Raw genomic sequence first — 21,089 nt, 5'->3', positions numbered from 1 at the left:
ACGCCATTTGCACATCAAGCCGCCAGCGAGTATCTCGATGGCGGCTTTTTCTTTCCGGACACGCTGGTCACATGATCGAAGACAAACTTACGCCCTTCCTCGGCAACTGGATTCTCGACACCGAAGCAAGCGACTTCGAGCAAGGCGAACCGCCAAAAGGCGCGACGCTCAAGATCGAAGACAATTTCGGCATGGCGATTTTCACCATGAACCAGGTCTCCGCCGATGGAGAAGTGACCAATGACACCTTCGAGGCAGTTCCGGACGGGCCGGAGGTCAAACTTGGCAAGAGCGGGCTGGTCGATGCCATGCGTCTGGTCTTTGACGGTGACCGCAACCTGGTTTCAGAAGCGCGCCGCGGCGGTTTGACGATCATGAAAGCCGAGAGGGAGCTCTCCGATGACGGCCAGACGCTGACAGTGACCCAGACGGTTCATCTCGTTGATGTCGCCAGTTTCACGAACATCTCCGTCTACCGCAAGGCGCAATAGGAAGTCCGGCAAATGAAACAGATTATCGGTGCCGTTGCCTTGGTGGTTCCTGACTATGACGATGCGATTGCGTTTTACGTCGAGAAAGTCGGCTTTGATTTGATCGAAGACACCAGGCTTTCCGAAGACAAACGCTGGGTTCTGATTGCTCCTAAGGGAAGCTCGGAAACCAGGCTCTTGCTCGCAAAGGCCGACGGTGCCGCACAGGTCGCTGCCATTGGCAATCAGACCGGTGGCCGAGTTTGCCTGTTCCTGAACACCGATGACTTTGACCGGGATTTTCAGGCGATGACGGAAAATGGCGTCGCGTTTCTTGAAGAGCCGAGAACCGAGGTCTATGGCAAGGTAGCTGTCTTTCAGGATCCCTTCGGAAACAAGTGGGATCTGATCCAGCACTTCTGATCACTCGCCAAGAAGGCGAGTTTCACGGTGTCATGCCCGTGCCCTCACCTCTTTGCCGTTGAACAACAAGAGCGTCAGACCGAGCGTGACGACAGCAATACCCAGCCATTCCTGGTAATCCGGCACTTCACCAAGCACGGGAATGGCGAGCACCGCCGCCGAAGCAGGAACAGCTGCTGAAAATCCTGCTGTCGCCGTTGGCCCCAGGTGCGTGGCAGCGAGCGCGAACATGATAACAGCAGCAAAGCCTGGCCCCAGTCCTTGATAAAGCGCCTGAAAAAGGATCGTGGAGAGATCGGTCTCTGCGAGACCGGAAGGCAGGAACAGCAGCCAGACGGGAACAAAAGCCAGAGCGTTGGGCACGTTGACCAGCGCCAGGGCCTGTCTGGGAGTGATCTTCCAGTATCGGACGCCAAAAATATAGACTGCCAGAACGGCAGAGGCGGCGAGAAACAGAATGACGCCGAGGAGAATGCTCTTCTGGCTTCCAATGAACCCTGCGCTGCCGACGAGAGTGGCCCCGGCGACAATCACCATCAGGCCGGTGGCTTGAGAACTGCTGGGCAAACTTGCGGAAAAAACGGCGACCAGCAGAACCGTGAAGACCGGCAGAGATCCGTTTGCAAACACTCCGGCATAGGCAGCCGAAGTCTCGTTCAACCCCCAGTACATCAATAGTGAATAGATGATGCCAGGGCCGCACAAAGACATGAGAAGAACAGCTTTCCAGGGAAGGTGACGTGGCCACCACTTCCAGACAAATGGAAGCGTAACTCCACCGGCAACCAGAAATCTGAGACCGGTCATATCCATCGCAGTGAGGTCGGTTTTAACCCCGGCACGGGAAAACACAATGAATCCTGACCAGACAAACAAAACACCGACTGCACAAGCCAAGCCGAGCTTTCGATTCTGTTCCACCAGAGCCTGATTTTCCAAACGAATACCCATTCTTCAAAATGTTTGATTGAAACCGGAGCCTGATCCTCAAGACGCTCGGGTGAGTTAGCACGTCGTATGGAGCCCGGAAACGGACTATCTCATCTTCGGAAGACCTCGCAAGCGCATCCGCAAGAGCTGCCTGCACATTGTTTTGCGGCTGTTGCTAATTGGCGGGCCTGCTCACGACCGAAGCGCCAGTCACCCCTTACGCCAAGACGATCATGAACCTTGCCGCTCTTCTTGCGATCCACCCGAATACAAAGACCCGGAAGCAGAACGCCACCGGGTCTTCGGAACACTTGCAGGACATGTGCGTCTTAGGCGGCCGCAACCTCTTCCAGGAATTCGCGAACTTCTTCGCGTAGTTCCTCGGTGCGCCTGACAACATCACCCGTCCGGCTTCCCATATCGGCCGCAGCATGGCTCGATTGTTCCGCAATCGCCTCAACTCCCGCCATGTCTTCCACCACGGATCTTGTCTGCTCGGCAGCCTGCAGGACATTGCCCTTGATATCGTCCGTCGACTGCCTCCGTGTTTCAAGATCCGCAGCAATCTGTGTTGTGTGATCCGTCACTTCGCCAATGTCGGAAATGATCTTCTGGATCGCATCGACGACCCGCACCGTGCGCTCCTGAACAAGCGAAACCTGCTCGGTAATCTGGTCCGTCGCCGAGGCGGTTTGACCGGCCAATGTCTTCACTTCTCCGGCGACAACTTCAAACCCCTTGCCGGCTTCGCCTGCACGGGCAGCTTCGATCGTCGCATTCAGTGCAAGAAGATTGGTCTGGTCGGCAATCGCATTGATGATGGAGACAATGTCACCAATAGCGTTCGATATTTCCGAGAGGCTCTCGATTTCGGCATTTGCAGCGGTGGCGTTCCGGTTTGCGGCTTGAGCCATGTCCGTCGCATCATGGGCGCGTTGGCTGATCGCGGCAATGTCGTTTGCCAGCACTTCCGCCGCGCTTGCCACCGCGTCCACATTTCCGGACGCCCCGGAAGACGCAGCCGCTGTATCACGGGCTTTTTGATCCGCGTTCTGTGCCACATCCTTCAGGGCACCGGATGTGTTTTGCATGTCGCCGAGGGCATCATCCACATCGGTCAGCAATTCGCCCATGCGTCCCTTGAAGGCGGAAATCAGATCATCGATCTTTTGTTGACGGTCAGCAGCCGCCTGCCCCTCCAACCGTTGACGCTCCTTCGTGAGTTCTACGGTCCTGTCGCGGTAATATCCGACTGCACGGGCAATATCCGAAATTTCGGTATGCCCATAGGAAAATGGCAGATCGCCTTCAACGCCGTCCGAATCCGCCAGCTTCCTGATACCGCGGTTGAGAGACTCGATGCAGTAGAGAATCGATCTGCCAAAGTACCACGATGTCCCGAAAGCAATCAGGAAGACCACTCCGAGCGCAACCGCAACGCCCCACATGCGCACACGCAGGTCGAAGACCATCGATTGCAACCGGGCCTCCAGCTCTGTCCGGGCGACCTTGTGCAGACCGTCGATCGCGTTCAGAAATGCAGCGTAGCGATCGCGCACCGGCTGAAGATCAAGAGTTGTCCCGTCTGCTCCCTGACCAACTTTCGACGCGATCTTGGACAGCGCGCCCTGAAGGCTGCCATTTGCCTGCCGGTAGGTCTGAGCCGCTTTGCTGAAAGCGGTTTCCTGACCTTCTTCAACCGCGCCCGGCCCTGTTTTGGAAATAGAGCTGATCTGGTCGGCAAGAACCTTGAATTGCCCGGCGCCAACAAGAACCGACATGGAATCAAAATGACTGAGTTCGGTTTTCTTGGAGACGTTTTCGCTGTTGCGAATAACCGCACTGGTGCGAACGATCAGGTCCGACAATTGTCCCGACACCAGCTCGGCAAGCAGATTGGTGGTTTGAGCCGTATTTGCCGCAAGTCCCGCTTCACTGCCGATACAGGCGGTCACCCGGTGTGCCTGGGAAAGCGCCTTGGACGGCGATCCGGCCGCTTTTTCAGGTGCGCATCCCGAATACCTGGCCAGTGCGGAGTTCGGAAGAACCGCATCTTGCCGCATGATGCCTGTATTCCAAACTGTGGCCAGGGACGGCAGGCTTTCCAGTTTTGCCGTATCCCGTGCAAGGTCCTTGTAGGCTGACAGGATAATCCAACCGGCACAAAGCACGATCGGCACTGTCAGAACGATGACAAGGACAAACAGTCGTTTTCGGATTGTCATGGAGAGACTCGCGAATCACCTTGGAACTGATTGGCAAGAAAACTACGTTCAAATTACCAATAAATTCGAAACGCGCCGAAATGGCCGGATTAAGCCAATTTTCTTGACCTTTCGCAGTGGTTATCTTCCCGATACGAAAGAAGGCCCGGCAGCCAGAAGCTGCCGGACCCTCGGTCAAGTCTTGGGAGACCTGAAGTCGTGTTTAGTTGAGACGTGTTGCCGGCCCGAGGTCGATCAACTGGGTTTCGCCCGGAGCATCATCAACACCGTCATTGTCTGTCAGGAGGATCAACCGGCCGTCGGCCGTGATGGTCAGGCCTTCCGGTTTGTCGAGGATCCAGCCTTTGCCTTCAGCCATTGCCGGAAGAACATCCATCGCAAATCGCTTCTTCAGAACCGGCAGGCTCTCGCCATGGGCCACCGGCGTCACCCCTTCCAGAGACACAACGGTGATCTGTTTGATCGCTGCGTCTTCGCCGCCTTTGTTGTCGCGTTCCAGAACGGCGAATTTACCTTCACCCATGGAAACGATTTCAGACAGGCCAACCCAGCCACCGGCTGCACTCTTTGGTGCATCAAGCGGGTAATGAACAAAACCCCAGGTCTTGTCCGCCGGATTGTAGATCGCGATCTTGGTGTGCCCCTTTGGATCGTCTTTCCATTCACGCTGAACAGCGACGGCGACCATCGGTTGACCGTTCATTTCAAACTCGGCAACACCTTCAAAAGAGAACCGCTTTGACTGATCGATCAGGCTCTGCGGCAGTGTGATTTCTTCCTGAACGGCTCCCTTGTCATCGACTTTCAAAAGCAGATGCTGACGGCCCTTGTCCGGATGCCCTTCCGACGCCAGCCAGAAACCACCTTCCCTGGAGACGGAGATGCCTTCCAGGTCGAGAAGTTCCTGACTTGCGTCCGTGACGTCGACATAAGATACGATCCTGGCTGGAATTGCAGAGATATCCAGAGTGTAGATCCGGCCGGTCTTGTAGAAGCTGTCATTGACGGCATAGAGCTTGTTCGGATCCTTCGGATCGGCAGCCAGCGCGGAAAGTGCGCCCCAGCCGATCGGTGCACCTTTTTCCGGATCGGTGATCGAAACCACCGAAGGATAGGCCGGAGCCTTGGCGCCGAATTTATAAAGTCCGACGTGAGAACGGACACCTTCTTCGGCATCATCAACTTCGTTGGCGACGACGAAAAGATCACGGCTTGGAATGGCCAGAAGGCCTTCCGGACCGACATGGGTCGGCAGCAGTTGAACGAACTCGGGTTCAGCGCCGGTATCCTTGTAGACCGCAACAAAGTTGCCGCGCTCGGAATTCACGAAAATCAGTGTCTCACCGCCGAAGGACCCTACTGCGACACCTTCCGGCTCGGTACCCTTCTTGTGAGCGCGCTTGGCCGGGTAGTGGCCGTACGACATACCAAGATGTTCCATCTGGTTACCGCTGTCGAAAAGCACATCGCCCTTGGCATTCCAGATGGTGAAACCGCGAGAGCCGCCTTCATAGTCGCCCTCATTTGCAGTCACGAAACGTTCGTCATCGATCCAGGCAACGGCATCGGGCTCACGCACGACATTTTCCGCACTGCCGGATGCATCGCTCATGCGAACTTTCTTGACCGGAACATTTTCCGCGGTTGCCGCACCAGCGGAGAAGTTCGCGGTGACTTCGCCAGATGCGAGATCAACGATCGCGATATGGTTGTTCTCCTGGAGGGTCACCACAGCCTGGTTCCTGGAGTTGATGGAAACGAACTCCGGCTCGGGATCGCTCGGAGCAACTTCCGCCAGACCGGTCAGGTCGACGATGCGCACAGCATCACAGTTGGTTGGCGCACCGTTTTCATCCAGATCGAAAATGGCAAGGTGCCCGGCCGGCATTTGTGGAATGACACCGTCATTCAGGTCTTCGTCGCGCTCGTTTTCGATCGCAATGGCAACAAACTTGCCGTCCGGTGAAATCGCAACACTGTCCGGCTGACCCTTGGCGTCACATTTTGCGGTGATGCCCAAACCGTCAAGCGCGATCACCGCGAGATGGCCTGAAGCGTTGATGAAGTCTTCGCTGGTGTTGACCCCTACATATGCAGACTTTTCGCCTACAGCAACGGAAGTCGGTTCACCGCCGAGATCGGTGCGGCCGAGCGGCTGCAGATTGAGCGGGTTTGCGGCGTTGACGAATACGATCGCATCTCCCGGGCTGTCGGTGAATGCCAGTGTGCGGCCGTCCTTGGACGCATAAATGATCTCTGCAACGGTTTCCGTCGCCTTGTCAGCGCCTTTCGGCAGCGTTTTGTACACCGGGTATGTGTTGATGCGCTCGAAGTAGTCTGCCTGTGCTGCCGATACAGCACCAAGACCGAACAGAACAGCGAGACTGACGCCTTTGAGAAAACGTCCGCGAAGATCTGCCATTGCACTAGCTCCCATGTTTTCGGGTTGTGGTGGCGGCAAGCTAGAGACGCTCATTGCAATAGCGGTGACAGTTGCGTGAAGGTTCCATGACACTTTCCCGCATAAAATATTCACGCAGGTCCGGTTGCGCTGCCTTAAAAAAGACTGGACAACACCCTAGATATCTCTAACGTCTGGTGTCTCCACACTTTCCTCGCGTATTACGCGAAAAAATCGGATAATCTTATGCAGATCGGTTTTGTCCGCTCCGCCATCGTGCTGGGGCTTCTTGCTGTTGTGGGTCCGTTTGCGATTGACCTCTATCTGCCTGCAACACCGCAGATCGTGCGGGACTTGCAGACGGATGATGCAGGCGCTCACCTGACCTTTACGGTCTATTTCATTGCGTTTGGCTTTGCACAGCTGATCTATGGTCCGATCGCCGATTCGGTAGGCCGCAAGCCGCCGATTTTCGTCGGACTGGCCGTGTTCATTGCCGGTTCTGCAATCTGTGCAATGGCCGACGACGTGACCGCACTGACCTGGGGACGTTTCGTTCAGGCGCTTGGTGCGGCTGCTCCGATGGTGATCGTACGCGCAGTGGTTCGCGACCTGCATACCGGAACAGCGGCCACACGGCTGATGGCGCTGGTGATGCTGGTCATCAGCATTTCACCGTTGCTTGCCCCGCTTACCGGCAGTTTCATCATCTCGTTTGGCAGCTGGCGCCTGATTTTCGGCGCTCTCGGGCTGATCGCCCTGCTTGCCATGATCCTGACCGCCCTGCAGTTGCCGGAAACGCTGCCGCGCGAAATGCGCAGCCGGATTGACGCCACGGCTCTCATTCGAAGCGCGATCTTCTTGCTCCGGGACGGCAAGTTCATGGGCCTGACGCTCATTGGCGGCTTCTCGCTGGCAAGTTTCTTCGTGTTCATCGCATCGGCGCCCATGGTTTACATGACAACCTACGAACTGACCCCGACCGGTTTCAGTCTTGTCTTTGCAGCAAACGCAGTCGGTTTCTTCGCTGCTTCCCAGTTTGCAGCCGGACTCGGTCAGAAATACGGAATGGGACGGGTGGCCTTCTGGGCCGTGTTCGGCTTTGCCGCGGCAACCTCGTCGCTGTTCACGCTGGTCTGGTTGGGTTTTGATGATTTGCCGGTTCTCATGGCCTTATTTTTTGTCGGCAACACCTGTCTCGGACTGGTCATCGCACCGACCATGGTCATGGCGCTGGAAGAACACGGCGAACATGCAGGGATGGCGTCGTCCCTTGGCGGCACGCTTCAGATGGTTGCCGGCGGACTGATGATCCTCATCTGCAGCCCGTTCTTCGACCGCACACCGCTCCCTCTCGTCGGAGCAGTGGCCACCTGTGCCTTGACGGCATTCGTGATCGCCCTCCTGACCTTGCGGCCTGAGCCGCAAGGCAACGCAACAGCCCAAGGCTAGCAAAAGCCTTAGGCAGAATTGCCGATGTCGTCCAGCTTTTCCTGCAGGGACAGCTTGTCGAGCGACGACATCGGCAGATTCATGAAGATTAAAGTCCATCATCTGCGATTGGCGTGCTCAACGCCTTCGCAGCTTGGGATCTGGCGTTCAGCAAACAACCTTACCGATGCGCAAAAAGCGACGCCTCACTAGACTTCACTCATGCAACGGTCAGTGTTCAGAATCCGGCACCCGCAAAACCGCACTTGTTTTCACCTGCCATAGCTGATGATCTGAGCGGAACTCGTTGCAAGCCTTGCCTTGCGAACGCATTCATCATCATTGTTGGACCGGTTCCGGTCCTTCCCAGTGTAAGACCCACGAGAAGGTCATGAGCATGGTCGAGCAGGATTTTCCCGAGAGCGAATTTGCCTCAAGAACAGAGCGTGCCCAGCGCGCCATGAAAGCGGCAGAACTGGACGCTCTGTTCCTCACGACAGAGGCTGAAGTCAGGTATTTCACCGGTTTCAGAACCCTGTTCTGGCAAAGTCCGACCCGGCCCTGGTTTGTCATCGTCCCGTCACAGGGAAAACCGATTGCAGTTATCCCGCAGATCGGGGCCCACCTCATGTCGTCAACCTGGATCGACGACATTCGAGCGTTTTCATCTCCTCACCCGACCGATGACGGCATTAGTCTCCTCGCAGAAACTCTGAGAAGAGCAGGAAGAATCGGCATGCTCATGGGCCGTGAAAGCTCCCTGCGCATGCCCCTTCGGGACTTTCAGACACTGCAATCGCGCTTGCCGCTGGCAGAATTCATAGACGCCACCGATCTGGTGCAACAGCTGCGGATGGTGAAATCCGAAAACGAGATCGCGCTGCTGCGGGACATCTGCGGCATCGGATCAGCAAGTTTTGCCAATGCCTCCAAGCTCTTTCACGAAGGCCAGACGCTCAAGGACGTCTTCAGGTCTTTCAAGATCAATCTGCTGCAACAAGGCGCAGATGACGTTCCCTATCTTGTCGGTGGTGCCGGCCAAGGCGGTTATGGTGACGTCATTTCGCCACCCTCGGATCAGAAGCTTCTCCGCGGCGATGTCCTGATGCTCGACACGGGCGCCACCAAGAACGGATATTTCTGCGATTTTGACCGCAATTTTGCAATCGGCCACGCAAATGATGCTGCCAGAAACGCCCATCGAAAACTGGTGGAAGCCGTGCAAGCAGCTGCCGCAGTTGCGCGCCCAGGCAGAACCTGCGTCGATCTCTTCAGAGCCATGGCAAAAACGCTTGGGCAATCGGACGGAGATGTCGGCAGACTGGGTCATGGCCTTGGCATGCAACTGACCGAGGCGCCCTCCATAACCGATTTTGATGAAACGGTTCTGCGTGAGCGTATGGTCATGACACTTGAACCAAGTATTGATCTCGGAGGCGGGAAAATGATGGTTCACGAGGAAAACATCGTCATCAGGGATGGCGAGCCTGAATTCCTGAGCACCCCCGCCGCGCCGGAAATTCCGGTCCTGACCAGCTAACGGGAGATAGTCGGCATCATGAAACTGGATTTTGAGTGTGATGAGGGACTGGGCGAAAGGGCTGCGCTCGGCCTGATCGTGTTGCAGGCTGACGAAACCATCGAAACGGAATTCCGCCGCCTGTTCGATCTTGAAAACACCGTCCTGTATCACACGAGAATCGAAAGTGCGCCGGAAGTCACGCCGGAAACGCTGATGCAGATGAAGGCACAGCTTTCAAGCTCCGCAGCGCTCCTGCCGGGCAACCGCCCGCTTGATGTCGTCGGCTATGCCTGCACGTCCGGAGCCACGGTCATCGGCTCGGATGCCGTTGCCACCGCCGTGCAAAAAGCCCATCCGGGAGTGGAGGTCACCAACCCGGCTCGGGCGGTTCTGGAAGCGCTGCGCCATCTCAATGTTTCAAGGATCGGTGTCGTCTCCCCCTATGTTGCCGAGGTTTCCGAAGCTGTCTGCACGCTCTTGCGCGAAAATGACATGACACCGGTAACTGTCGGCTCCTTTGGTCAGGCCGAGGAAGCTGTGGTCGCGCGCATTACAAACGACTCCGTTGAAAAGGCGATTTGCGCGATCGGCGCTGACCCGGAGGTTGATGCCGTTTTTGCTTCCTGTACGAATTTGCGCACTTTGCCTGTGATCGAGGCTTGCGAACGCAAGCTTGGCAAACCGGTGATCAGCTCCAATCTTGCACTTGCCTGGCACATGCTGACTTTAGCGGGAATTTCGACCAGGGACATTGGGCCGGGCAAATTGTTCAATTCTTGATAACGGCCCAAAGATGAGCGAACCCAGAATTGCCGAAACAGACGAATATTTCATCTGGCACGAAGAGCGGGACAATCATCGCTATCTGGTTCTGAAGGGACCTTGGCAAAGTCGTTTCAAGTCGATCATGGAGCAGTTCTCCGCAACCGGACTTAGGTTATCCCGTTCGATGGGTTGGCAGAACGAGCCACTGGCGTTCCTCGAGGACCTGCCAGAGCTGACCGGACTTGAGATCTACAACTGGGATGTCAACGACCTCACGCCACTGGCATCGCTTCCCGGCTTACAAACACTCGGACTGCAGTGCCAGTTCACCAATGCACCCGACTTCCTGTCTTTTTCGCGCTTGCAGAAGGTCTTCATAACCTGGCGACCCAAGGCGGAGTCACTCTTGTTGCACGAAGGCCTGACCCGGCTGAATGTCGAAAACTATCCGGGCGATGACCTGATACCCCTGGCACGCTTGCACCGGCTGAAGGAACTGCAGCTTACCTCCAGAAAGCTCAACTCGCTCCAGGGGATCGAAAATCTGCCAGTGCTCGAGCGGCTGGATCTCTATTCCTGTCCAAAACTGAGTTCGCTCGAACCGCTGACCGCCTGCGATCGTCTGAAGACGTTGGAGATAGAATCTTGCAAACAGATCGAATCCTTGAGCGGCATCGAGGCACTCGGCAATCTGAAGACACTCCACCTGATCAATTGCGGGAAATTGCCCTCCCTGAGGCCGCTGACCGGCATGCGGGAGCTTGAGCGTTTTCACTTTCACGACGGCACAGCGATCCTGGACGGCGACCTGTCAGTTCTGCTTGAACTTCCCAGCCTTGCGGCGGTCAGCTTTGCAGACAAACGCTTCTACAGGCCTCGCCGTGACGAAGTCCTCAGCCATGTCGGCTCCAGACTACTGTAACCGTCCGCGCGCCATCTCTATCGAGTCGAGACTGTCACGCGACGACAGCTGATCCAACTTGTCGAACGGCATGTTCATGAATGCCGACAGGCGATTGTTCAGGGTCCTGTATGTTTCCACGTAGGCCAGGTCCTGTTCGGAAGGCCTGCTCTTCGCCTGTTTTGGATCGGGGATCGGCCACAACGCCGTTGCCGGGTGCCCCGGCCAGACCGGACAGGTTTTCTCGATCGTCTGATCGCACAGCGTGAAGATGAAATCCATTGGAGGCATTTTCGCCTGGATCAGATCCTTCAGGCTTTTCGCATGTGCAGCTTCGGCGTTGAAGTTCAGTCGCTTCAGCAGTCCGATTACTTCGGGACGCACCTGCCGATCAGGTTCGGTACCAGCCGAGAACGCACGAAAACGCCCGTGCCCTTCCCTGTTGACGATGGCTTCGGCGATAATGGAACGTGCCCGGTTTCGCGTGCAAAGAAAGAGGATGTTGTAGGTTTCGCCTGGCATGGTCCTTGCCCTCCCATTCAGGCATATTGCGACACTTCATCAAGCTCGCATTATATCACATCGTCAATTGTTGGAGTTCACAGTCAGGCGACCAGGCTTTTTCCGCTGACAATTGTCGTTTTTGACAAGGTGGCGCAACCTGAGCAGGATCATCGATGCGCCCCAATCCTGGGCCGCAGTTTCGTGCACTTCCACCGGGTGTGAGCTGCCTTAAGTCTCTTTCAAGCAACAATGTGAAACCCAAACGCGGCTTTGTGTTGCATTCCTTGTTGACTTCAGGGGATTTCCGGGCAAAAACACCGCCGTCTCAAGTTTTGACGATTGTGAGCTTCCCATGTTCCGGCTGAAAGCCGACATTCTGGATATGATGTCTCAGGCCCTTGCCAGCGCGACCTTTCTGCGCGGCGAGACCCGGACGGCTGCCGCAACCGCTTTCAAACGCACAACCAAGACAACCAAAACCACCGCTTGACGGTGCCGCTCATCCCGCCTCCCCGGGGATGGGAGGCGCCGGGAGCCGGCGACGCCCATCGAAACCGGGCAGCTGGTGAAGCGGGGAGACGGACAAGGACAAGTCAAAAATGGGTTTCAAGATCGCAGTTGCAGGCGCTACCGGCAATGTCGGCCGCGAGATGCTCGACATTCTCGCTGAGCGCGGATTTCCGGCAGACGAAGTCGTCGCTCTCGCGTCCCGCCGGTCGCAGGGCACCGACATTTCCTTTGGCGACAAGACGCTGAAGGTCCAGGCCATGGAGAACTATGATTTCTCCGACACCGATATCTGCCTGATGTCCGCGGGCGGCACCATTTCCAAGGAATGGTCGCCGAAGATCGGAGCCAAGGGCTGTGTTGTCATCGACAACTCCTCTGCCTGGCGCTATGACGCAGAAGTGCCGCTGATTGTGCCTGAAGTGAATGCGGACGACATCGTCGGCTTCACCAAGAAGAACATCATCGCCAACCCGAATTGTTCCACCGCGCAGCTGGTCGTGGCACTGAAGCCGCTTCACGAGCGCGCCAAGATCAAACGCGTTGTCGTTGCCACCTATCAGTCGGTTTCCGGCGGCGGCAAGGATGCGATGGAAGAGCTCTTCAACCAGACTCGCGCGGTTTTCGTGAACGATCCGATCGAACCGGAAAAGTTCACCAAACGGATTGCCTTCAATGTCATTCCGCACATCGACAGCTTCATGGAAGACGGCTACACCAAGGAAGAATGGAAGGTGCTGGCAGAAACCAAGAAGATGCTCGATCCGGCCATCAAGGTAACCTGCACCGCCGTTCGCGTTCCTGTATTCATCGGTCACTCCGAAGCCGTCAACATCGAGTTCGAAAACGAGATCACCGCGGAAGAAGCACGCAACATCCTGCGCGAAGCACCCGGCTGCCTCGTCATCGACAAGCAGGAAGATGGTGGTTACATCACGCCTTACGAATCTGCCGGCGAAGATGCGACCTACATTTCGCGGATCCGCGAAGACGCGACCGTGGAGAACGGCCTGAACATGTGGGTGGTCTCTGATAACCTGCGCAAGGGCGCGGCGCTCAACACCGTTCAGATCGCGGAAGTCCTCGTCAACCGTGGTCTCATTACCCCGAAAAAGGCTGCGGCCTGATTTTGACAAGACGGGCGCCGACCGGCGCCCGTTTCTCCTTCTTCAAAAATATTCGTTTCAATTGGCCCGCCTCTTCCTGACGTGCGGAGCGACGCTCAACCCCGAGAATTGGACCATTGGCGTCTGCCTGGAGCTCTTTGCAAATGGCTGATTTTTTCGACGGATCATTCCAGGGCTTTCTGGAGCGCGATCCCGGCGCCCGCTTCACGGACTGGCTCGCAGCGAGAGCCGAACCATACTGGTCCAGCGCAACGGAGCACCCGTTCACTCGCGCCATCGGCGATGGGACCATGCCGGATGCAGCCTATGCCCGGTATCTGATTGAAGACTACACGTTCATAACAGATCTGGCTTCCACGCTCGGCTACCTGGTTGCCAAGGCACCGGGAATGTCGTCCAAGGCCCGGCTCTCCGCCTTTCTGGCGCTGCTGGCTTCGGAAGAAAACGATTATTTCCTGCGTTCGTTCGAAGCACTCGGTGTCAAACCCAAAACTTATGAAACGGCAGCGCAGGGACCGACGACAAGAGCCTTTGCCGATCTGCTTCTGAAGTCATCCGGGAAGGGCACCTATGCCGAAGGCCTGGCCTGCCTGGTCTGCGCGGAATGGTGTTACCTGACCTGGGGACTACGCGAGGCAGGGAAGCCGCGACCGGAAGCCTTTTATCTCAGCGAGTGGATCGATCTGCACGCCCTCCCCGGTTTCGAGGCCTTTGTCACTTGGCTCCGGGAGGAAATGGATCAGGTCGGAGCCGGCCTTTCGGCAGTAGAGCAGGAGAATGTCGCACAGCTCTTCCGCCATATGAGTGCACTCGAATTTGCCTTTTTTGAAGCTGCCTGGACGGCTGAAACACCAAGCCTTCCAGAAGAATTTCAGCGGACCTGATTTCATATGTATCTCTACGAAGCCGCTGCACTTGGTGCCGCAACGCTCTGGGCCATGACTGGACTGCTGTCCGCCGCACCTGCGCAGCATCTTGGCGCAATCGCCTTCAACTGCACGCGAATGGTGCTCGTCACCTTGATGCTGTGCGTCTGGGTCATGCTCACAACAGGCTGGAGTTCCGTGGGTGGCGGCCACCTTCTGCCGCTCGTGCTTTCAGGCTTCGTCGGTATCTTCATGGGCGATACCGCGCTCTTTCTGACACTGAACCGCATGGGACCGCGTCGAACGGCCATGTTGTTTTCACTGAATGCTCCGATGTCAGCGATCCTTGGCTGGCTGCTTTTGAGTGAAGAACTCAACAGCATGCAGATCTTCGGTATCGCACTGACTTTTCTCGGAGTTCTGCTTGCCATTCGCTTCGGCAAGCGCAAGTCACAGCTCCACAAGTGGGAGGACATTAAAGGTCCTCTGTGGATCGGTATCCTGCTCGGTTTCGCGGCGGCCCTGTCTCAGTCTGTCGGCTCGCTCATTGCCCGGCCGATCATGGAAGCCGGCGTCGACCCTGTCGCGGCCTCCAGTATTCGTGTCGGTGTCGCTGCTCTGGGTCTCGTTGTCCTGATGCGGCTGCCGTTCAGCTGGGTCAAACCGGCAGGCAGGTTCACTCTGCCTGTCGTCGGGATCATCGCCGTCTCCGGCTTTCTCGGCATGGGCGTCGGAATGACGCTGATCCTTTTCGCTCTCTCCGGCGGTGAGGTTGGCATCGTGGCGACCCTGTCGGCGACGACACCTGCCGTCATGCTGCCCATGATGTGGTGGCGGACCAGGGAATTTCCCGCGCCTGGAGCCTGGGTCGGCGCTGGTCTCGTTGTTGCCGGAAGCGCGCTGCTCTTCGCAAGCTGAACCTGGTCCGGCTGTTCCGCTTCAGGGCGTGATAAATCGGAAGCAAAACCTTATTGGATTGAGCACGGCAGGACACTGTTGTTGACGCAGAAGCATCGCTCGCATCAATCAATTAAGATTAGAATATTTTCTATAATCAATCTAAAGTAGAGATCATTTTCTATAAATTTACCAATATTAGGAAAACTCCCCTAGGTTAGGTTTGAGGGGGTTGGAATGAAAAATCTTTACGCTCGTCTGAGCGTCACTTCCACGCTTGCAATTATTTCGGCTGGTCTACTTACAATATCGATGTTTGTAGTCGGCATAATTCTCTACCAAGTTGCTTTGGGACAGGCGCAGACCGCCGCCCTCAAGAAACAGGACATCAACCTGCGTGTCGCGGCAACGATCCTGCAGGAACGTGTCGAAGAAACGAAAGTTTCCTGGAATTCCGACGGGAACGTCACCAAGGTTGAACTTGCTGCAATCCCCGAGTTTTCCAACCATGACATGATCGACTCGATCGGCCGCATGACCGGCGAGACCGCCACCGTGTTCGCCTGGGACCCTGAAACGAAAGATTTCTGGCGCAAGACCACGAACATCATCAAGGGCGATGGCAAACGTGCTGTTGGCACTCCTCTCGGTCAGAAAGGCGCTGTCTATCCCGTCGTGACCGCCGGCAAGACCTTTAACGGCCAGGCCACCATTCTGGGCAAGGACTATTTCACCGTTTACCAGCCGATCTTTTCCAAGCAGGGCAATATCATCGGCATTCTCTATGCCGGTGTTGAAAAAGCAGCCGTCCAGGCGAATGTGACCGAGCTAATGACCCGTTACATCATGCTGGCTCTGCCTGTTGTTATCGTGTCGGTTCTGCTGCTCATTTTCTCGATCCGCCGTCAATTGCGCCCGGTAACCCAGCTCGCGGACCTGACGAGCCAGATCGCACAGGATCACCTGGACAACGAGATTCCCTACAAGGATCGCACCGACCAGATCGGCGTCCTGGCAAAAGCCGTCAACACGCTCAAGACCAGAGCTTCCGAGCGACTGGAGCTTGCCGAGCAACAACGTGAAACCGAGGTTGCCGCATCAAGTCGGCAGGACAACATTCAGGAGCTGATCGCCTCCTTCCGGGGCAACGTCTCCAATGTACTGAGCTCGGTCAACGAAACGGTGCACGGCCTTGAAGGTACCGCCGGACATCTCTCGGACCTCTCCGGTCAAAGCGCCTCCAGCGCGGCGGAAACCCTGAACTCGGCTGACGATGCAACATCCAGCGTCCAGACCGTTGCAAGTGCCGCTGAAGAACTGTCAGCCTCCATCGGCGAGATTTCCCGACAGGTGGCGCAGACAACGGAAGTGGTCAGCCGGGCAACCGAAGGCACACGCGTGACGAATGAAAAGGTTGAAGGTCTGGCGGCATCAGCCTCCAAGATCGGCGAGGTCGTCACCCTCATTCAGGCAATTGCCGAACAGACGAACCTCCTGGCCCTCAACGCGACCATCGAGGCGGCACGGGCCGGAGAGGCCGGCAAAGGCTTTGCAGTCGTTGCAGCCGAAGTGAAAGAGCTTGCGACACAGACGTCCAAGGCAACCGAAGAGATCAGTGGCCAGATTACCGCCATTCAGGACGCGACCAAGGAGTCGGTCAACGCCATTGCGGAAATCACCACGATCATGGAAGAGGTGAATTCCTACACCGGCACGATCGCGACAGCGGTCAGCGAACAGGGATCGGCAACCAGCGAAATCTCGCAAAACGCTCAGAAGGCGGCCGAAGGAACGACCTTCGTGTCTTCGCGCATGTCCGACCTCTCCGGCACGGTGAACCAGACGTCCCAGTCTTCGCAAACCGTACTGGATGCCTCAAGTCAGCTCGCTGCGCGTACCGAGGAACTCAAACAGGAAGTCGAGACATTCCTGAGCAGCGTCGCCGCAGCCTGACCACGGCGAAGCAACCCGCTCGGCCTGGAGAGCCGAAAGGCATCAAGGAGCGCGAAGGTGATCTTCGCGCTCCTTTTCATTTCTGGAGGAACTTTCGGCGCCTGTAGAATGCTTGTCCTGCTGCTCAGGCAAACAGCCCCGCCGAAACAAAGACAATTGCAGCTCCGGCACCGATGGACAGCAGCTTGGCCAGCGGCTTTTTGAACCCAATCACCCCATAGGAAATCAAGCCAAGACCCACCCCGATCTTCACCATAGCCAAAAGCGCGGCGACAGGTGCGTTGGACAGGTCGATCACCGCCGGGTTGGCAATCATCGCCAATGGAATGATGTAAAGGCCAATGCCAAGCGCCATTGCCGTTAAGGCGACTTTCAACCAGTTCTCTCCGATCATTCCGGCCGCAATGAAAACAGCACCGCAGACGGGTGGTGTGATTGTCGAGATCAACGCGAACCAGAAGACGAACAGATGCGCCTGCAACGGTTCAAGGCCCTGCTGGATCAGCGCAGGCCCTGCAACGGAAACGCAGATCACGTAGGCAGCGGTTGTCGGAACTTCCATGCCGAGAAAAAGGCAGGCAATCGCGGTGAGCAGCAGAGAAGGCCACAACATGCCGCCCGATCCGGACAGGATCAGCGAGGTGATCTTGACGCCCAGCCCGGTGATCGCCAGAACGCCGATGATGATCGACGCGCAAACGATAATCGACGCGATAACGGAAACCTGGCGCGCGGCGGTCAGGAGGGCACTTTCCAGCCGCTGCAGGATCTGCCTGAGGTTGAATGTCCCTTCGGCATTGAAGAACAGCAGCACGAACCCCGCGATAATCGCCATGCAGGCGGCATACTGCGGTGTGAACTGCGCGACGAACATGCCGTAAAGCAGCACAAGGAAAGGCACCATGAAGAAGGCGGACGTGATCAGGACGCGGCGCATCTCCGGCCGTTCGTCCTTTCCGAGAGCTGCAAGATCGTAGTTGCGAGCATAGGCGTTGATGCCGACCCAGACCGCGAAGAAGTAAAGCACCGCCGGCAGGAGTGCCGCCATCATGATCTGCGTATAGGGAACCCGGGTAAGCTCAACCATGACAAAAGCGCCCGCCCCCATCAGCGGCGGCATGATCTGCCCTCCGGAAGACGCAACGGCTTCGACAGCCGCGGCCAGCCTCTTCGGATATCCGAGCCGGGTCATGGCAGGCAGGGTCACGGCGCCGGTGGAGGCGACATTGGCGGAGGCAGAGCCCGAAATGGAACCAAACAACGCCGACGAGAGCACCGAAACTTTCGCCGCGCCGCCTTTCAGTTTTCCGGCCGCCGCGGCAGCAACATTCATGAAGCCTTGCCCGGCCTCACCCGCGTTCAGCACAGCACCGAAAATGACAAAGATGGCAACGACGTTGACCGAAACGCCTGTCAGGCTTCCCCAGATACCACCTTCAGCAATGGTGAGCGTTCCAAGGAAACTGGCAACCGGCGTTCCCGAGTGGCCGAATTCACCGGGGATGTGCTGCCCCAGCAAACCATACGCCAGGGCGCAGGACGCAACGATCGGCAATGGCCAGCCGATTGCCCTGCGTGCACCTTCCAGAACGGTTACCAACAGAACGGCTGCCACCAGAAGCTGGAAATCGCCCTCCAGAAAGCCGTACTGGTCAGACAGCGCTTCCTGATTGACGGCAACCCACAGGCACGCAGAGACACCAATTGCGCAAATGATCGCACCGCTTGCCTTCTTGAGGAAACCGCCCTCCGCAAACACGAAGATCCATGGCAAGGCCAATGCCAGATGAAGGGGCCGACTGACAAGGTTCGGGACAAGGCCGGAAAAAATCAGGCCAAGATGAAACGCAACCAGCACCGCTGCGAGCGCAAGCATTGCCGAACGCCCCAGAGGCGTTTTTGCAGGTTCGCTGTTGAGCATTTGAAGTTTCTGAGAAAGACGGGATTTTTCGGGCAGCCACTAAAGGCAGGTGGCGTTGAACACTGAATTGAGAACGTTCGAGCAGGGGTGCGCTCAATTCGAAAGAGGCAGCCGGCCAAACGCCGGCTGCCCGACGATTATTGCTGAGCGTCGGTGAGCTCGATGCCCGCTTCGTTGTAGTAGCGGATCGCACCCGGATGAATCTTTCCGGTGATGTTGGCCATCAGACCCTGATCTACGCCATTCCACCACGGAGCTTCTTCACCCATTTTTGCCTTCTGCTCCCAGAAGGTCTTGGTCAGGGCATAGGCGGTGTCATCGTCCATTGCGGTTGTCGTGTAGGCTGCAACCGGAAGGGAGGTGGTGACGATGTCCTCGCTCTGGCCGGAATAGGTACCGGCCGGAATGACCAGTTTGGCACGCTTGGATTGCGTGATCTGATCGTCGTTCAGGGAAATGACGTTCACGCCGGTGGAAGCTGCGGCTTCGATGACGTTCGGCGCCGGCCAGGAACCCGCGGTCACGAAACCATCGATCTGACCGTTTTTCAGCGCTGCGACAGCGTTGGAAAGCTCGACCTCAGCAAGATCGACCTTGCCTTCAAGTCCGAACAGCTTGAGATATTTTTCACCTTCACGCGCACCGAACGATCCCTTGCCGAGCAGAATGGTCTTGCCTTCCATACCGGCAAAATCCGTGACACCGCTCTTTTCGGACATGACGAAATGCATGGTGAGCGACGGGATCGGGAACAGGGCACGGATTTCGTCGAACTTCGGATCGCCCTTGCCTTCGAACATCGCCTTGCCGCCTTGGGCAAGCTTCACGAGAACCGGAGGCGTGGTGAAGACATAGTCCGCACCACGGGCACGGGTTTCCATGACGTTTTGGACCGAACCCTGGCTCTCCTCAACCGTTACAATCATGTCGCCATTGCTGCCCGCCTTGATGGCTTCGGCAATCTGAACACCCATCTGATAATAGGAGGAGCTGGACTTGGCAGACTTGTAGGTGATGCGGGTTTCAGCCTGGGCTTCCACCGCCGCAAAGGTCATCGACAGACCCAAAGCCAGCTTAAGCAGTTTGTTTTTCATGATTTTCTCCCAAAACATTCGGAAAAGTCGTTGTGAACGAAGCGATGAAGTGCAGTTGACGAATATTCAGCGTGGCGCAAGCAATCTCGCAAGGCCGAATTCAATAAAAACAGACCTCTTGCTGTCTAGATCTGGTTCAGTACACGTCTCCTGATTGCCTGAATGCCCGCGCCAACCGCGCTCGGTTCGGCCGGGATTCTGCTTTGCACGAGGTCCGGCGCTGGAATTTCCTGACCGAAACGATCCGGATGGCGATGAGATGTCGCATCCATCAGCATTTGCCTCAGTGCCGGTGGAGCTTCCCCACCATAAACAATAGCCGCCGGATCGAGAATGGCCTGAAGATTGCGGACAACCTGATTAAGAGCCGGAGAAACCTTCTCCACCCATTCGCGAATTCCTGGCCAGTCCGGATCGAAATCTGACTTCAGCGCTTCGATCGACGGCACGTCGACACCATGCTCCCGCAAACCTTCGAGAAGATGCTGCAGGGCGGGTCGGTCTTTTCTCTGCTCCATCGGAAAGGAGGAAGTCAGCTCGGCCGCATTCCGGTTGAAGCCGTAGTAAGGACGCCCCTCCAGAACGAGACCACCCCCGAAACCATAGTTGAACGAGAGATAGGCAAAGGTGGGGTAGGTTTTTCCTGCACCGCTCCACAATTCTGCAATCGCACCCAGGGTGGCGTTATTTTCCGCATAGGTCGGACAACCGAAAACCTCGACAAAGCGCTCTTCAATGGAAACGCCCGTCCAGTTGTCCAGCGGCACCGGCGTGGTAAACCTGTTCTCCCTGGAAACCCGGAAACCCTGTATCGAAACGCCGCAGCCCGCGACGCGTGCCGGATCCACCCCCAGGGCATCGCGCTGCGCAACAGACGTTTCCCAAGCGGCTGCTACCACCGCCTCCGGATCATTCGGAACGACATCAATCCGGGACTGCGAGAGAATATTGCCGACAAGATCGACCCAGACCGTTTCCACGCTGTTCGTGTCGACGGATACGCCAAATCCGTAAGCCCCGGCCGGGTTGACCGCCAGTCTCGGACTGGGTTTTCCGCGTCCTTGGATCACTGGTTCTTTTCGTTCAAGAAACCCTCGCTCAAGCAAATCTTCCGTCAATCTATGGACTGTCTGCTGAGATAATCCGGTTGGA

Annotated in this window: 18 protein-coding genes; 11 read left to right on the top strand and 7 right to left on the bottom strand. The window is 56.7% G+C overall.

Annotated elements, in window-relative coordinates; all coding sequences use genetic code 11:
* Positions 1 to 71 precede the first annotated feature (71 nt).
* A complete protein-coding gene (locus tag ABLO27_RS25680) occupies positions 72 to 491 on the top strand; it encodes a hypothetical protein (protein WP_353036946.1) in 420 nt (139 codons plus the stop codon).
* Between the two features lie 12 nt (positions 492 to 503).
* Complete coding sequence (locus tag ABLO27_RS25675) at positions 504 to 893, top strand: VOC family protein (protein ID WP_353036945.1); 390 nt, start codon at positions 504 to 506, stop codon at positions 891 to 893.
* Positions 894 to 923: 30 nt separating this feature from the next.
* Here the strand turns inward: ABLO27_RS25675 and ABLO27_RS25670 are convergent, their stop codons facing one another.
* The 3 genes from ABLO27_RS25670 to ABLO27_RS25660 all read right to left on the bottom strand — a co-directional run bounded on the left by ABLO27_RS25670 (position 924) and on the right by ABLO27_RS25660 (position 6,470).
* Positions 924 to 1,814 carry a DMT family transporter gene (locus ABLO27_RS25670; RefSeq protein ID WP_353036944.1) on the bottom strand — a complete coding sequence of 297 codons (891 nt, stop codon included), beginning with the start codon at positions 1,812 to 1,814 and terminating at the stop codon, positions 924 to 926.
* A 338-nt stretch (positions 1,815 to 2,152) separates the two neighbouring features.
* Positions 2,153 to 4,048 (bottom strand): methyl-accepting chemotaxis protein, encoded by a 1,896-nt coding sequence (locus ABLO27_RS25665; RefSeq protein ID WP_353036943.1) that lies wholly within the window; start codon positions 4,046 to 4,048, stop codon positions 2,153 to 2,155.
* A gap of 202 nt (positions 4,049 to 4,250) precedes the next feature.
* Positions 4,251 to 6,470, bottom strand: a complete 2,220-nt coding sequence (locus ABLO27_RS25660; RefSeq protein WP_353036942.1) for an esterase-like activity of phytase family protein — start codon at positions 6,468 to 6,470, stop codon at positions 4,251 to 4,253.
* 225 nt (positions 6,471 to 6,695) lie between these two features.
* Between ABLO27_RS25660 and ABLO27_RS25655 the strand changes: the two genes are divergently transcribed.
* From ABLO27_RS25655 to ABLO27_RS25640, 4 genes are all read left to right on the top strand, one after another.
* Positions 6,696 to 7,901, top strand: coding sequence for a multidrug effflux MFS transporter (locus ABLO27_RS25655; protein WP_353036941.1), 1,206 nt, complete (start codon positions 6,696 to 6,698; stop codon positions 7,899 to 7,901).
* Between the two features lie 370 nt (positions 7,902 to 8,271).
* Positions 8,272 to 9,420, top strand: coding sequence for a M24 family metallopeptidase (locus ABLO27_RS25650; RefSeq protein ID WP_353036940.1), 1,149 nt, complete (start codon positions 8,272 to 8,274; stop codon positions 9,418 to 9,420).
* A gap of 18 nt (positions 9,421 to 9,438) precedes the next feature.
* Positions 9,439 to 10,182 (top strand): maleate cis-trans isomerase family protein, encoded by a 744-nt coding sequence (locus tag ABLO27_RS25645; RefSeq protein WP_353036939.1) that lies wholly within the window; start codon positions 9,439 to 9,441, stop codon positions 10,180 to 10,182.
* A 13-nt stretch (positions 10,183 to 10,195) separates the two neighbouring features.
* Complete coding sequence (locus ABLO27_RS25640) at positions 10,196 to 11,089, top strand: hypothetical protein (protein WP_353036938.1); 894 nt, start codon at positions 10,196 to 10,198, stop codon at positions 11,087 to 11,089.
* Here the strand turns inward: ABLO27_RS25640 and ABLO27_RS25635 are convergent.
* A complete protein-coding gene (locus tag ABLO27_RS25635) occupies positions 11,081 to 11,590 on the bottom strand; it encodes an arsenate reductase ArsC (RefSeq protein ID WP_353036937.1) in 510 nt (169 codons plus the stop codon). The two genes, ABLO27_RS25640 and ABLO27_RS25635, sit on opposite strands and share 9 nt — an antisense overlap.
* Before the next feature lie 334 nt (positions 11,591 to 11,924).
* On the opposite strand from ABLO27_RS25635, the gene ABLO27_RS25630 reads away from it, so the two are divergent.
* The 5 genes from ABLO27_RS25630 (at position 11,925) to ABLO27_RS25610 (ending at position 16,922) form a co-directional block, all read left to right on the top strand.
* Positions 11,925 to 12,062, top strand: coding sequence for a hypothetical protein (locus ABLO27_RS25630; protein WP_353036936.1), 138 nt, complete (start codon positions 11,925 to 11,927; stop codon positions 12,060 to 12,062).
* 109 nt (positions 12,063 to 12,171) lie between these two features.
* Positions 12,172 to 13,206: an aspartate-semialdehyde dehydrogenase gene (locus ABLO27_RS25625; protein WP_353036935.1), complete on the top strand. Its 1,035-nt coding sequence runs from the start codon at positions 12,172 to 12,174 to the stop codon at positions 13,204 to 13,206.
* Positions 13,207 to 13,349: 143 nt separating this feature from the next.
* The gene (locus ABLO27_RS25620; protein WP_353036934.1) at positions 13,350 to 14,090 is read left to right on the top strand and encodes a TenA family protein; all 741 of its coding nucleotides are present in this window, start codon (positions 13,350 to 13,352) and stop codon (positions 14,088 to 14,090) included.
* A gap of 6 nt (positions 14,091 to 14,096) precedes the next feature.
* Positions 14,097 to 14,990, top strand: a complete 894-nt coding sequence (locus ABLO27_RS25615; RefSeq protein WP_353036933.1) for a DMT family transporter — start codon at positions 14,097 to 14,099, stop codon at positions 14,988 to 14,990.
* 216 nt (positions 14,991 to 15,206) lie between these two features.
* The gene (locus tag ABLO27_RS25610; RefSeq protein ID WP_353036932.1) at positions 15,207 to 16,922 is read left to right on the top strand and encodes a methyl-accepting chemotaxis protein; all 1,716 of its coding nucleotides are present in this window, start codon (positions 15,207 to 15,209) and stop codon (positions 16,920 to 16,922) included.
* Positions 16,923 to 17,046: 124 nt separating this feature from the next.
* Here the strand turns inward: ABLO27_RS25610 and ABLO27_RS25605 are convergent, their stop codons facing one another.
* The 3 genes from ABLO27_RS25605 to ABLO27_RS25595 all read right to left on the bottom strand — a co-directional run bounded on the left by ABLO27_RS25605 (position 17,047) and on the right by ABLO27_RS25595 (position 21,007).
* Positions 17,047 to 18,843 carry a TRAP transporter permease gene (locus ABLO27_RS25605; protein ID WP_417714848.1) on the bottom strand — a complete coding sequence of 599 codons (1,797 nt, stop codon included), beginning with the start codon at positions 18,841 to 18,843 and terminating at the stop codon, positions 17,047 to 17,049.
* Positions 18,844 to 18,980: 137 nt separating this feature from the next.
* Positions 18,981 to 19,937 (bottom strand): TAXI family TRAP transporter solute-binding subunit, encoded by a 957-nt coding sequence (locus ABLO27_RS25600; protein WP_353036931.1) that lies wholly within the window; start codon positions 19,935 to 19,937, stop codon positions 18,981 to 18,983.
* A 125-nt stretch (positions 19,938 to 20,062) separates the two neighbouring features.
* Positions 20,063 to 21,007 (bottom strand): ROK family protein, encoded by a 945-nt coding sequence (locus ABLO27_RS25595; RefSeq protein ID WP_353036930.1) that lies wholly within the window; start codon positions 21,005 to 21,007, stop codon positions 20,063 to 20,065.
* Positions 21,008 to 21,089 lie beyond the last annotated feature (82 nt).

This window comes from Roseibium sp. SCP15 (genome assembly GCF_040329435.1).
In the GTDB taxonomy this organism is placed as follows: Bacteria; Pseudomonadota; Alphaproteobacteria; order Rhizobiales; family Stappiaceae; genus Roseibium.
This window is presented reverse-complemented; position numbering and strand designations above follow the sequence as displayed.